The sequence below is a fragment of the Shewanella sp. SM95 genome (assembly GCF_025653595.1).
Classification (GTDB): Bacteria; Pseudomonadota; Gammaproteobacteria; order Enterobacterales; family Shewanellaceae; genus Shewanella; species Shewanella oncorhynchi.
In genome coordinates this window covers 1-14,222 of the sequence record NZ_JAKKSE010000011.1, presented here as the reverse complement: position 1 = coordinate 14,222, position 14,222 = coordinate 1, and the positions used below count along the sequence as shown (strand labels likewise).

Here is a 14,222-nt window from a genome sequence, read left to right as displayed (position 1 = left end):
CGTATAAGCAGGGCTTTTTATTGTGTGGAAAAGTTATTGTGCTAATTTGCATTGTTTTTTACTTTAGTGACGCTGCAACTGAATCATGAAATATCATACTAAACACCACTCACTTCAAGACAAAACATGTAGGTGAATTGTACTGGGTGGCCAGTTATTTCTATCGTTGGGACACTTGCGTTGGCTGGTATCCACTCATATAGGCTTGCCATGGCATTCACTCATCGACGCGCAGCCAGTCCGTCCGTGGATGCTCGACCGCCCCATCCATGGGGCGGACGGTCGTCTCGCTAATCACCATGGCTCACCTTTCGTGCATTCACGTAACCTGTTGCTTCTAAAGACAGATCTAACATTTACCGTTATCAGATTGACTAATCATTTTATTTATTGATGACTTATAAATGCTTTTTAATAAGGCTAATAAAAATACACAGCAATCTTTTGGACGAAAATAAGTTAGATTAATTTGTAATACTCCTCTAACAAACTCATTTTTAAATAAGAAAAACTGTAAAGTAACATAACGGTATTTATACACACATGCACAATGCTTACTCGGCCAACCTATCAAAAAACGCAGAGGTTCTTTCGCCGTAAGGTCCTAATTCAATAGGTACAGAATTAAAGCCATCTACCTCACTCGCAACAATAACCTTTACCTCAATATCTGGAATGGTTTCATGAATATTGGCAATAACTTCCTCTAATTTTCCTTTATATTCATCAATATCTGCCTGCTGTTGACAATATTGCTCACAGATCAGAAAGGCAATGTCAGGGGATAACCTCTGGATTTCATCAATAAATGAAGTTACTTCGTTAGGGTTATCTACAAAGCTAGCGGCGCTTAATTTAACTTCTGCCGCAATGAATTTACCATCAATGACAGCAAGAAAATCGATTTCATTATTGTCATTGCCTTCACGATTTTTAAACAGATTAACCTCAGGCAGATAAAATGCCTGTTGAGAACGGAAAACATCCATTAAATGGTCAATAGCCCATAGTACAGTCAATCCGTTTTGCTCAATAAGTGCGGAGGTTATAAACGGAGCAACTTTGTATTTCCACTCCATATCAATTGGTGTTTTATGTAGTTTGTTACAAATACTACAATTGTTATCCAGTTTGATTGTGTCTAGCGTCAAGCCATTTTCATTACCACAGTACGAACAACGCCATCTGTATTCCTGAATTAATATGCCCTGATGAACTAAGTATTCGATGGTGTCTTTAAGGTTGTTTTTTAAGTACTGTTTTGTAACGCCAACGTTATCTAGTCTCATTTGCTCTGTAATGTGCGCGAGGCTGACAGGGGTATACTGATCAATCATCGTTGTAAGCTTATTGAGAGAGAATGACGATTTGTAGTTTTCTATCGACTTTCTAACTATTTTTCGCCAAAAGGAATTGGTTAATATACCAGCATGAGAAAGGTCGCCGTCAAATAATGAGATAACGCCACGGTGTTTTTGACCTTTATCGGACAATTCTAAATCATAGTATTTAGCTGTGACTAATTGTAAACGCATATCATATTCATACCTCATTTTTTGGATATGCTCTAAAACGAGACATCGGAATACTTTTTCTTCATCAGGGATTAATAAAGAAATAGTTAACTCATGTTGCGCTATTCCATTAAATAGTTGTTGTGGCGCATCAGGGATTACGATAAATGAACCATGTCTAGATATTTTTGCTCGATTTTTAGTGAATGCTAATGCCGCTTCAAGTCGTCTAGGTAGCTTCCAATCATTGAAGCCACCTATTACTTTATAATTTTCCTTTGGTTTCTCAATATATAGGTTAGAGATGCACTGTCCTGATTTAAAGTCATATAGATCAGGTGTTAGATACTTAAAGTGCTCGACGTCATCTACTACAAACTTGTGATCGCGTTCATAGACTTTTAGAGACCTTATTCCTGACTCAACAATATATTGACCTTTAAGTGCTCGCTCACTCGGTAATGCTGGACTATCGAAATTATCTGGCACCGTAACATAGCTATAAGTATAGTCTTGCAGATGTTGGGCTAGCTGTTCGCAGTCTTCTTTGGCAAGAGATAAGCTTCGTAACCTCAAAGAAGAAGGACCATTGCCTTGCCCTTTAAAATTATGAGCATTTAAAAACGCACCTAATGATGTTAAAAAGTCATCGTTATCAAAGTGCTCTCTTGAAACACTGAGAGCGCTGAAATCATATCGTTCGTTGTTTTCGGACAATAATCTACCATTCCAAAAATGTAGTCTATCTGCAGCAGTATCACCAACAAATAAATTAAAGCTATTTGCCCATTCATAATCATTTGGGTGATTAATAGTCGATGCATGAATGCTCGAAAGCTTTGAGAAAGTTTTGACCTGCTTTTGGGCAAGCTTACCCAAAAGTTCAGCTAAGCTATGGCAGCGCTCATTGCCAACATCGTTATATGCGGGTAGGTCTTGTGCGCAATAGCAAACAGTACCGAAGATATTCAGCCGCCCAAGATTAGGACCGTTCCCCCCTTGAGATATACCAAAGTTATCTGGTAAGAATCGATATTCATCATTTTCATAGTATTGCGTTATGTACAAGTTTGGCTGGTTTGCATTCGACCAATCTTGGTACTTCGCATAAGGACTGTTAATTGTTGACATTGCTCGAATAGGAGTAAAGCCATAAGGCCAACTTGGAATGAACTGCCTCCACCTCTTAACTTCGCCATGAACTTCATGCTTTATCATTTCGATAGGTAGAGATTTCTTATTGATGATATTGATTTGTTTTAATGTTAAATCGACGTACGAATAAACAAAATCCGCATCATATTGTTCTAGCCAGTCTAAATACCTATCAGATATAAAATCGTCATTACTAAAAGGGATTATTAAAGATTTAGTTCCGCCCCAACGGGAGTATGCTTCGTAAAAAATGCCATCTAAAATCCATTGAGTGGTGTTGTCATCAACTAAAGGAACAATAAATGCGACTTTAACTGGACGATTTGAGTATCTTACATTGATGCCTTTTTTGTTTTCCATTTAGCTAAACTTGTTAAAGCCATAGTCCTGTTGACACTCTGTAGTAGTATTGAAATTTGGTCAACTCTCTCATCATACCAAGAAGGTTAAAAACGCTTCGCTAACGAGCTTTGGGGCAATAGCTTTTTAGCTAAACGAACAGCGAAAGGGTCAGTGAGGATTGGCATTGTTGCAACAGTGACCGTTGGCGGCATGGATGCCGCCGTCGAGCCTATATGGATATATTTACGGCGAGTCACTGGGGAAACAATGACAATTCATCCAGCACAACTGACGATATAACTCACTCTAAGATTTAACCGCCGTTTCCGTATGAACCTTTAATACTCAGAACAGTTTATTGCTCCCTACACTTTTGTGTCATCCCAAAATAACTTTAACAAAGAGCACTATTTCACCGCCGATAGCTCGATAAATGCTGCGGTGTACATTTTTAGGTTCAGCATTAATTGCTTATGGGTGATGAACTCTTTTTCGGTATGGCCTGTGTATTACACGCCCAGCATCGCTTGGGCAAAACTTAAAGCATTGGGGAATAATTTACTGTTCGTTGAGCCGCCAATTGCAATGGGTTTAGGGCCGACTAAGCCAAGAAAACGTGCCTGAGACGCGATAATATCCTCGCCCAGTTTGCCATCATTTTTTGCTTAAAAGCCTGAAACAAAACATTTGTTACAAACTAAACACAAAATCGATGGAACCCCTAGTCCGATACATGTTAAACAGTCACATTAAGCTTAATTTAATGGTTTTAGCCGCACGTAGACTTCAATTTTTTCTTGAAATCCAAGGCCATCATCATGCAAACATCCATAACAATATCAACCTAACGGGGAACAAATAATGAAGGGACTAACCCTCAAACCGCAAGCCCTCACGCCACGCACTGCTAAACTCACGCTAAGTGCCATCGCTTTCGCCTTAACATTGGGCGCCTGTAGCACACAACAACCCGATGCCAGTGTTCAAGCAAGTGCGGCGCCAAATGCAGTGTCAGCGCAAATTATCAGCCAGAATGCGACTAATCCATTCTTTAAACTCTATGATACTTTTATGGAAATTCCGGCCTTCGATAAAATCAAGCCTGAGCATTTCCTCCCCGCATTTAAAGCGGGAATCGCTCAACAACACGAACAAATTCAAGCAATTGTTGATAATAAAGCCAAACCCACCTTCGCCAATACGATTGAAGCCATGGAGTTTTCTGGCGATCTAGTGACCCGCGTTTCTAACGTCTTCTTTAACCTGACGGGCGCGGATACGAATGAAGCATTGCAAGCACTCTCGAAAGAAGTGTCGCCTATGTTATCGTCCGCCGAAGACGATATTTTGCTTAATGACAAACTGTTTCAAAAAGTCAAAGCCGTCCACGACGCAAAAGACAACCTAAAGCTCAGCACAGCCCAAGCCAAATTACTGGAAGATACCTATAAATCTTTCACCCGTGGCGGCGCGAACTTAAGCGAGCCAGATAAAACCAAACTGCGCGCGCTGAACGAAGAGATCGGCAAACTCAATTTAACCTTTGGTGACAATCTATTAGCCGAAACCAATGCATTCGAATTAGTGGTGGATAGCAAAGCCGATCTCGCGGGTTTGCCCGCAGATGTGATTGCCACTGCCTTTGAAACCGCCAAAAAACGTGGCCACGAAGGCAAGTGGGTATTTACCACCTCTCGCCCTTCTATCACGCCTTTTTTAACCTATGCCGATAATCGCCAGTTACGTGAAAAACTCTACAAAGGCTATATCGAGCGCGGTAACAACAATAACGCCAACGATAACAAGATTATCCTCGCTAAGATTGCTGCCCTGCGTGCTGAACGTGCTCAACTGATGGGCTATAAAACCCATGCGGATTTCGTGTTAGAAGAACGCACAGCTAAAACACCAGAAAACGTCTACGGCTTACTCAATAAAGTATGGCCAGCGGCATTGGCCCAAGCCAAAAACGAAGTGGCTGATATGCAAGCCATGATTGACGCTCAAGGTGGCAATTTTAAGCTGCAAGCGTGGGACTGGGATTACTACGCCGACAAGATCCGTGTCGCTAAGTACAGCTTTAACGAGCAACAAACTCGCCCGTATTTCTCCCTCGACAGTACATTAAAAGGCGTGTTCTACACGGCTAACCGTTTGTACGGTTTGACCTTTAAAGAACGTACCGACTTACCCAAATACAATGCAGAAGTTCGTACTTGGGAAGTTTACGATAAAGACGGCAAACTGATGGCCATCTTTATGGGTGACTATTTCACCCGTGACAGCAAACGTGGCGGCGCTTGGATGAACTCCTTCCGCAAGCAATACAATATGAATGGCGTTGATTCTAAACCTATTATTGTCAACGTATTAAACTACCCTCGACCAGCGGGTAATGAGCCAGCGTTGCTGACTTTCGATGAAGCCAGCACACTATTCCACGAATTTGGCCACGCACTACACGGCATGTTATCGAACGTCGAATATCGCTCACAGGGCGGCACCGCCGTACCTCGCGATTACGTTGAGTTCCCATCGCAAGTGAATGAAAACTGGATGACTCAACCAGAAGTGTTAGCCCAATTTGCCAAGCACTACAAAACCGGCGAAGTGATCCCGCAAGAACTGGTGAAGAAAATCCAAGCGGCCAGTAAGTTCAACCAAGGTTTTTCTACCGTTGAATACATGGCGGCCACTAAACTCGATTTAGATTGGCACACACTGACCGACACTACGCCAAAGGATGCGACCAAGTTTGAGGCGGACTCGTTAGCGGCAATGGGACTGATTGAGGAAATTAGCCCACGCTATCGCAGCACTTACTTCTCGCATATTTTCGCAGGCGGTTATTCAGCAGGCTACTACAGCTACCTCTGGTCGGATATTTTAGGTGCGGATGCTTTCGAAGCCTTTAAAGAAAACGGTATTTTCGACAAGGCCACTGCGGACTCTTTCCGTAACAATATCCTGTCGAAAGGCGGCAGTGATGATCCTATGCTGATGTATAAAAAATTCCGCGGTAAAGAAGCCGGTATCGAGCCGCTACTGCGTAGCCGCGGATTACTGGCCGAATAATCGCCCCTCTAAATTGAAGTTTTAAATATCATAAACAGGGAGCTAATACTCCCTGTTTTTATTTTACTGATACTAAATAGGTAAATAGCGAGAAAGGTCAAGATGACAGAGTGCAGCTTGGCAGCTAACATCTTGGGAAAAAGATGTTACGGAACTTACGCCTAAACTTCTTAAATGCGGATTAGTAATAATGGTACGTTCCCGCTTCACATGTTAACCCACTATTATTCGCCACTTAGGCGGCATTAAATTTTCAATAGAGTTATATGATGAATATTGAGATGGTAGAAAAAGTAGATCATCTTAGTCTGCTCAATATTTGGGAAGCATCGGTGAGAGCAACCCATGACTTTTTAGCAGAAGAAGATCTACAGGAATTAAAGCCGTTGATCCTCGAACAATATTTTGACGCCGTTCACTTAAAGTGCGCTAAAAATGACAATGGAGAAATACTCGGATTCTGCGGGATACATGATGGCAATATTGAAATGCTGTTCATCTCACCTGACGCGCGCGGAAAAGGTATTGGTTCCATGCTAGCGACACATGCCATTAATGAACTGGGAGCCACAAAGGTTGATGTTAATGAGCAGAATCAGCAAGCATTAGGTTTTTACCAGCATATTGGTTTTTCAGTAACGGGTCGCTCACCCGTTGATGGACAAGGTAAACCTTATCCGCTGTTGCATATGGCGTTACATTCCATTGAGGGATTGTAGATGTATCCTGATTCAATCGATGAGAATAGGGTTGGAGAGTATCCAGCGGAAACAAAATCAGGCGGCGGTTATTTCTATGATCAAGTCTTAGAATATCGTGTTTGGTGCCGCCCTTGGCAAGGTGCTCCAGATGAATTTGATGGTGAAATCTACTATTACGCATTTCATACTTATAATGAGGCTCTTGAATTTTCGAATGAAACTGACGGGTCTGAAGCGCCTTTAGTACTTATTAAACAGCTTGAATGGATTGATGAACCAGAAGCAGGAAAATTCATTCATAAAAAGGGTGAGCGCCTAACTGAATGGAGGGTTGAGTGGTTATTAGAGAGTCAACGTAAGGAGGACACTATTGCTAACTTTATAAGTGACAATCAAACATAACAATTTAATCAATAAAAAAAAGTTTAAGACTGTCTTTCGACAACATTCCAACAAACTATTTTGGAACTGTGATTAGGAGCGTTACCTGCAGATTTCCTTATCCTCTAAACCTCCTGTCTTGAAACAAAAAATGGTTAATAAATCCGCCCCAACATCAATAAAAAAGGGCTTGCTAGGTTTCCCTAACAAGCCTTTATCTTTTTACAATTAATCGACTAAACCGCGGCGCTTTAACAGTGCCTCTGTTGTCGGTTTTTTACCAGTAAAGTGAATATAATCTTGGATGAGATCTTCACTGTTACCTTTAGATAAGACTTCCTTACGGAATTTGTCACCATTATCGGCTTTTAAGCCACCTTGCTCGCCCATATAGGCAAAGGCATCGGCGGCAAACACTTCGGTCCACAAATACGCGTAATAACCTGCGGAATAACCACCGGAGAAGGCATGGCTAAAGTAGCTCGACTTATAACGGGGTGGTATTGGCGCAAAATCAAGACCATGTTTAGCTAGCACTTGGTGCTCAAACTTCTCTACATCGCTAATTTGAGTGTCGGCGCTGATAGAGTGCCATTCCATATCTAACAAGGCCGCTGATAGGTACTCAACTGTATCAAAACCTTGGCCAAACTTATTGGCCGCTAAAATTTTATCAAGCAGCGCCTTAGGAATTGGCTCACCCGTTTTGTAGTGTTTGGCATAGTTAGCAATCACAGCAGGGTCGATATTCCAATCTTCGTTGACCTGTGATGGGAACTCAACAAAGTCACGTGCGGTTGATGTACCAGCCACGCTTGGGTATTTCACTTGCGAGAATAAACCGTGTATCGCATGGCCAAATTCATGGAACAGAGTGGTCACTTCATCGAAGGTCATTAGCGTTGGGCCATCGGCTGGCTTAGGAATATTAAGCGCGTTATAGACAACGGGCTTAGTGCCGAGCAGACCGCTTTGGGTGACGAACTCATCCATCCACGCGCCGCCGCCTTTACCTTCACGGGCATACGGGTCTAGATAGAATAAGCCAATAGAACTGTTATCTTTATCAAAGACTTCAAAAGCTAAAACATCGGAATGCCACACAGGTAAATCGGTACGCGGTTTTAAGCTGATGCCATACAATTTATGCATAGCGAAAAACAGCCCGTCTTTCAGTACAGTATTAAACTCGAAATAAGGCTTGATACTGCTTTCATCGAGGGAGTATTTCTCTTTACGCACTTTGTCGGCGTAGTAAGCCCAATCCCAAGGTTGCAGCTCAAAATCACCGCCCGCCGTTTTGATTTCAGCTTGAATATCAGCCGCCTCCACTTTGGCGCGAGCTAAAGCTTTTGGCGCTAAATCATCGAGGATTTCATACACAGCGGCTGGTGTTTTCGCCATTTGATCGGCAACCGCATAGGATGCCCAAGTATCGAACCCCAGTAAATTAGCTTTTTTAGCCCGTATTTGCGCCATTTTGACAATTAATGGACCATTGATTGCGACGGCTCTGTGCGCCGAGGTTTCCCACACTTTTTGGCGCAGTTCACGGTTGCTCAGGCTAGAAAGCACAGGTTGGCGTGTCGTGTTGACTAAAGTAATCAAATAACCTTCTTTACCAGCAGCTTTAGCAGCCGCAGCTAAAGTAGCAATTTCGCTGTCGGATAAACCGACTAACAGGGCTTTATCAGTCACAACAATCACATCATCTTTAAATGATTTTAAGCTGTTTTGTGAAAAGTCCGTCGCTAAGGTTGCAAGTTCAGCGTTAAAGTCGCGCATCTTAGCTTTATCTTCGGCCGACAATTTCGCGCCAGCGCGAACAAACTGCTCATAGTAGTATTCAACTAAACGCTGATCTTCCGCATTTAGGCTGCTCTTTTGCTGGTATACGGCTTCAACACGGGCAAATAAAGTCGGATCGAGATAAATATTATCTCGGTGGGCAGATAGCTTAGGTGCAAGATCCGCTTCGGTTTTCTGGAAATCATCATCAGAAATCAGACCTGCGAGATTAAAGAAGGTACGCGATACGCGCGTTAACAATTCACCCGAGGTTTCCATGGCGAGAATGGTATTGTCAAAACTAGCCGCCTGTTTGTTATTCACAATCGCAGCGATTTCTGCATCGTGAGCTTTAATGCCCTGCTCGAAGGCGGGAGCATAATCTACAGACTGAATAAGATTAAATTGCGGCGCTTGATCTTGCAGTGGACTCTTGCTCAGCAGCACATTAGTTGCTTGCGCTTTAGCGGCGGATTGAGTCGCAACGGCATTTTTGGCTTCATTGGTGCTTACAGCAGGCTTGTCTGAACAAGCGCCAAGTAACAATGCCGCAGCTACGGCTGTGGTAATAACGGACTTACGCATATTAACTCCCTTGGATGTTGCTGCCCTTTCGATTGTATTTTTAAGGTGAAAGGTGCGCGCAAACGGATTTTGGCTTTCGGTTTACAACAGTCTGTTTTAACGAACTTGTGTAGCTTCGTACGTCAATTTCGATGAACTACCTTAACAAGTTACGCGCATTTCAGCCAAGTTTTACCCGCCCAGAGCACAGCTAATTTGTATCACTTTATGTGTATTACTCGTCTAAATAAGCCTATGCCAACGCTACGCTAAACCTAACTCGCCTCAATCAAGCCAAGAGACATGCGAGCATAAGTGATCAACATTGGCTAAAATTTGATGTAAAAGAATTATTTAAAACAATTCTACTGAATTTTCAAGTCAAATATCCCCGACATAGACAAGGGGCTGAGCGAATAAATGCCATTCCAATAACAAATATTAATTCTTCTTAATAAACTGTTTACTGTAATTATTTAAACATAGGTGTAACAAATAAACAGGCTAAACGGCTCACTATTTAGGCAAGCAAACCTTGAGTCACAATTTGAAACAGCTTTTATCCGATTAATGTCACATTCAGATCATCAAATGTCTTTATAATTCCCGCTCGTTAACTTAGTGGCAAATTAACCTAACAGTTAAATTACGCTGAATTAACGGGATGATGGGCATGTTCTTTTACGGAACATGCATTGGGGTCAAATAAATATAAATAGAGATAACTATGTTAAATAAGAAAATACTCGCAGTGATGATCACTGCCGCCCTTGGTGTAAGCGCCTGTAATTCTGATGACGACAAAGTCGTTCAAGCCGATTTACGGGTACTCGAAACCACAGATCTGCACACAAATATCATGGATTTCAACTACTACAGTGGCAAAAATGACCCAACTATCGGTCTAGCCCGTACTGCAAGCTTAATCCACGCTGCACGCAACGAAGCCAAAAACAGCGTACTCGTCGACAACGGCGATCTACTACAAGGCAGCCCAATGGGCGATTACATGGCTAAAGTTGGCCTGCAAATGGGTGATATTCATCCAGCCTATAAAGCCATGAACCTATTAGATTATGAAGTCGGTAATATCGGTAACCATGAATTTAACTATGGTTTAGATTTCTTAAATAAATCCATTAGTGGTGCAGATTTCCCTTATATCAACTCAAACGTTTATTGCGCCGACGATAATGGTTGCTGGAATGAGGTTAAAAAAGGTGAGCATTTATTCACCCCTTATATCATCAAACAAAAAAACATCATCGACAGTGAAGGTAATAATCAAACCATTAACATTGGTTATATTGGTTTTGTGCCACCGCAAATTCTATTGTGGGATAAACAAAATCTGACGGGTAAAGTGACGGTCGAAGATATTATTGAAACCGCGAAAAAATATGTCCCAGAAATGAAAGCCAAAGGGGCCGATATCATTATCGCCATTCCTCACTCTGGCATTGGTTCAACGGAAAATCCTGGCGATCCTATGGCTGAAAATGCCACTTACGCTTTGACTTATGTTGATGGTATCAATGCGATTCTATTCGGTCACAGCCACTCTATCTTCCCTGATGCTAAGTATGCCGACTTACCCAATACCGATGTCACTAAGGGCCTACTGAACGGCGTCCCAGCAGTGATGCCAGGTCGTTGGGGTGATAACTTAGGGGTTGTTGACTTTAAACTTGAACGTAGAGATGGCAAATGGCATGTCCTTAGTGCGAAAACGCAAGCTCGCCCCATATATAATGGTGCAACTAAGGAAGAGTTAGTTAGCCAAGATCCCGCAATTAAAGATGCAGTCGCAGCCGAGCACCAAGGAACCCTCGCCTTTGTGGATGAACCTATCGGCGTTGCCGCAGCCGACATGTACAGCTTCCTTACCTTAGTGCAGGACGACCCTACGGTACAAATCGTTTCCGATGCGCAAATCGCTAACGTGAAAGCGAAATTACCTGCAGCATTAAAAGGTCTGCCAGTGCTATCAGCCTCCGCACCCTTTAAAGCGGGCGGTCGCCACGGTACAACCAGTGATGCCGATCAATTTGTGCAAGTTGATAAAGGCCCACTGACCTTTAAAAACGCCGCCGATCTGTACCTGTATCCCAATACTATGGTGGCAGTCAAAGCGACGGGCGCCGAATTGAAAGATTGGCTCGAGTGCTCAGCAAACCAGTTCAATCAAATCGACCCAGCAAAAACTACCCCACAAGGTTTAATCAACTGGGATGGTCATCCAACCTACAACTTCGACGTACTCGATGGGTTAACCTATAAAATTGATGTGACTCAACCAAGCAAGTTTGACCGCGATTGCGCCGTCGTTAATGCCAACGCAAACCGTATCGTTGATTTAAGCTATAAAGACGAAAATGGCAAAGTCATTACAGGTGAAGAATTTGCCGCGAAAGAATTTATCGTCACCTCAAATAACTACCGCGCCTTTGGGGGTAAGTTTGCTGGTACGGGTAGCGACCATGTGGTGCTTGAACTGCCCGATACTAACCGTGAAGCACTAGCTGCCTATATCACAGCGCAATCTCAGTACAACGAAACCACAGGTAAGTACGAAGCTATGGTCAATCCAAGTGCCGATTACAACTGGGATTTCAAAACCATCACTACCAACGTCACATTAGACATTCGCTTCGAAACCCAAGACAGTGACAAAGCCGCTGCCTTTATCGAAGCCAATAAACAACGTGAAATGAAGAAGATCGGTAAGGATGAACTGGGTTTCGCCGTTTATAGCATCAACCTAACCAAATAAGCGTTCAATCCCAAATATCATGCTCAAAAAGGCTCATCGTGAGCCTTTTTTATTCCATACAGATTAAATTAACGCTAATCTGCGCGCTATAAACAGTGTGTCGCCATTTAGTTCATCATGCTCCACACTGAAGGTTAAACCTGCTTTGTGTCGCCAAATATCTGCCTTATTATTTAGCGGCGTCCTCGCAACAACAGAGAAAGCTTATGAAATATCAATCAATCTTATGTGCCACTGCGTTAATACTGGGCGCAGTGCAACCTGCAACGGCCGATGTTCATCTCAATCTGCCTAAAAATGCTGAAGTGCTAACGGTCAATGGCAAGCCAGCCGTAAAGAGTGGCGATCTCATTTTAGCCGATGGGACCAATCAGATTGCCTTTCGCTATGCCGCGCAATATCGACAACAAGCTGACTCAGTGCATTATCTTTCCGACGTGCTCATCGTCCGTTTTGATGCATCAGCACAAACACTCACGCTGACACTTCCCGCTATCAACTCAGCCAGAGATGCAAAGAAATTTGATGAGTCACCTAAGCTGACACTATTAAATGCTCAAGATGAAGCAGTGGTTTTTACCAGCGATAAATTGATTAAGAATGGCATTCAACTGGGACGGGATTTCGAACACGAGATACTGCAGTACAACCTTAGCAATCATCCGGCTTCATTAAATCTCACTATGAATACCGCAACAACGCAAGCAAGCGACGCCATTGCACCAGTATTGGCAAGCCTGCCGCAAATACACCAAACATCAGCAGCCACATCCACGAGCTTGATCGCGCCAGCAGTTATGTCGTCAGCAGTCGCAGCGAACAATGATAAGGCTCAGCAAATCACTCCAGCGACGACACCTAGCCAAGCTGAAATCAGTCAAATGCTGGATTACTGGTACAAACAAGCTAACGACAATACCAAAGCCAGCTTCAAAGCCAAAATCAACAAAGAGTGACCCATAGAGCACGCAAGCGTTGAAGAGGGTATTTGTCCTCTAACCATCAACATTGCTTCAGCTATCTATTTCAAACCGCCAGCTTAGTGTCACTATGAACTGGCGGCTCTATTACAGTTCATAAAATGAGAACTTAGTAAAACTTAAGCTCATTAAGAAAGCGTTCAGTAAACCCATTACCACTTCACAGCTTAATGTTATTTCAAACAATGAAACGGTTTCAAAAACGCTAAAACATGTAAATTGCAGACGCAAAAAAACCAGCTTATCAGCTGGCTTCGTTACATCTCAATGAGATCATTAGGCGCTTAGCGATGACCTACTCTCACATGGGGGTGAAATCATAGCGCTATAAATACGGAGTATTTAGCATGATTGAACGCGAAGAAGCTTGTCTTCGTAGCCGGGGAGTCCGCTTAGCGGCGGGCGACCGCCATGGATGGTGGAAGTGTCAATATTGGAGGAACATTTATTGACCGACATCGAGATAAGTTTTCGCGGAGCGTATAAACACAAAAGCCCTAGCGGTTTAGGCTAGGGCTTTGGTGTTTATTTGGATGCTTGGCGATGGCCTACTCTCACATGGGGAGACCCCACACTACCATCGGCGCGTTTGCGTTTCACTTCTGAGTTCGGGATGGGATCAGGTGGTTCCACAAGGCTATTGTCACCAAGCAAATTCTGTTTATTACCGTGTCCATCTCTGGCTCACGTTAATAATAATTCGGAAAGCTGATTTTCTGTTGAGTCTTTAACTTTATCAAGTGTCGATATTCTGTCTAAGGCTTTTCGTACGACCTCCATGGAAGGAGGAAGTGCTAGAAAATGTCTGGAACATTTTCAGTAAAACCCATCTGGGTTGTATGGTTAAGCCTCTCGAGTCATTAGTACATGTTAGCTCAACGCCTCACAACGCTTACACACCATGCCTATCAACGTCCTAGTCTCGAACGGCTCTTTAGAGGAATTAAAT

At 42.9% G+C, this 14,222-nt stretch carries 7 protein-coding genes, 2 rRNA genes and 1 pseudogene; 5 read left to right on the top strand and 5 right to left on the bottom strand.

Features of this window, described 5'->3' with window-relative positions; all coding sequences use genetic code 11:
* Positions 1-554 precede the first annotated feature (554 nt).
* Together L5M29_RS12920 and L5M29_RS12915 are read right to left on the bottom strand one after the other, a co-directional pair.
* On the bottom strand, positions 555-3,029 hold the full coding sequence (locus L5M29_RS12920; RefSeq protein ID WP_263168133.1) for a hypothetical protein: 2,475 nt from the start codon (positions 3,027-3,029) through the stop codon (positions 555-557).
* A gap of 389 nt (positions 3,030-3,418) precedes the next feature.
* Positions 3,419-3,631, bottom strand: a pseudogene (locus tag L5M29_RS12915) (hypothetical protein); the annotation flags it as partial.
* A gap of 241 nt (positions 3,632-3,872) precedes the next feature.
* On the opposite strand from L5M29_RS12915, the gene L5M29_RS12910 reads away from it, so the two are divergent.
* From L5M29_RS12910 to L5M29_RS12900, 3 genes are all read left to right on the top strand, one after another.
* Positions 3,873-6,086 (top strand): M3 family metallopeptidase, encoded by a 2,214-nt coding sequence (locus L5M29_RS12910; protein WP_263168131.1) that lies wholly within the window; start codon positions 3,873-3,875, stop codon positions 6,084-6,086.
* A 269-nt stretch (positions 6,087-6,355) separates the two neighbouring features.
* Complete coding sequence (locus L5M29_RS12905) at positions 6,356-6,805, top strand: acetyltransferase (protein WP_263168276.1); 450 nt, start codon at positions 6,356-6,358, stop codon at positions 6,803-6,805.
* Positions 6,806-7,189, top strand: a complete 384-nt coding sequence (locus tag L5M29_RS12900; protein ID WP_263168129.1) for a GCN5 family acetyltransferase — start codon at positions 6,806-6,808, stop codon at positions 7,187-7,189.
* A 207-nt stretch (positions 7,190-7,396) separates the two neighbouring features.
* On the opposite strand, the gene L5M29_RS12895 is transcribed toward L5M29_RS12900, so the two are convergent.
* The gene (locus L5M29_RS12895) at positions 7,397-9,541 is read right to left on the bottom strand and encodes a M3 family metallopeptidase (RefSeq protein ID WP_263168127.1); all 2,145 of its coding nucleotides are present in this window, start codon (positions 9,539-9,541) and stop codon (positions 7,397-7,399) included.
* Between the two features lie 706 nt (positions 9,542-10,247).
* Between L5M29_RS12895 and L5M29_RS12890 the strand changes: the two genes are divergently transcribed.
* On the top strand, positions 10,248-12,293 hold the full coding sequence (locus L5M29_RS12890; RefSeq protein ID WP_219255565.1) for a bifunctional 2',3'-cyclic-nucleotide 2'-phosphodiesterase/3'-nucleotidase: 2,046 nt from the start codon (positions 10,248-10,250) through the stop codon (positions 12,291-12,293).
* A 206-nt stretch (positions 12,294-12,499) separates the two neighbouring features.
* Entirely contained in the window at positions 12,500-13,249 is a 750-nt protein-coding gene (locus L5M29_RS12885; RefSeq protein ID WP_263168125.1) for a DUF2057 domain-containing protein, read from the top strand.
* Positions 13,250-13,808: 559 nt separating this feature from the next.
* On the opposite strand, the gene rrf is transcribed toward L5M29_RS12885, so the two are convergent.
* Together rrf and L5M29_RS12875 are read right to left on the bottom strand one after the other, a co-directional pair.
* Positions 13,809-13,924: ribosomal RNA gene (gene rrf / locus L5M29_RS12880) — 5S ribosomal RNA — on the bottom strand.
* Between the two features lie 188 nt (positions 13,925-14,112).
* Positions 14,113-14,222 (bottom strand): 23S ribosomal RNA (locus L5M29_RS12875); the annotation flags it as partial.

Excerpts from the sequence above, each read along its gene's own strand:
- L5M29_RS12920 (WP_263168133.1), bottom strand. The coding sequence starts at position 3,029 with ATGGAAAACAAAAAAGGCATCAATGTAAGATACTCAAATCGTCCAGTT.
- L5M29_RS12910 (WP_263168131.1), top strand. The coding sequence starts at position 3,873 with ATGAAGGGACTAACCCTCAAACCGCAAGCCCTCACGCCACGCACTGCT.
- L5M29_RS12905 (WP_263168276.1), top strand. The coding sequence starts at position 6,356 with ATGAATATTGAGATGGTAGAAAAAGTAGATCATCTTAGTCTGCTCAAT.
- L5M29_RS12900 (WP_263168129.1), top strand. The coding sequence starts at position 6,806 with ATGTATCCTGATTCAATCGATGAGAATAGGGTTGGAGAGTATCCAGCG.
- L5M29_RS12895 (WP_263168127.1), bottom strand. The coding sequence starts at position 9,541 with ATGCGTAAGTCCGTTATTACCACAGCCGTAGCTGCGGCATTGTTACTT.
- L5M29_RS12890 (WP_219255565.1), top strand. The coding sequence starts at position 10,248 with ATGTTAAATAAGAAAATACTCGCAGTGATGATCACTGCCGCCCTTGGT.
- L5M29_RS12885 (WP_263168125.1), top strand. The coding sequence starts at position 12,500 with ATGAAATATCAATCAATCTTATGTGCCACTGCGTTAATACTGGGCGCA.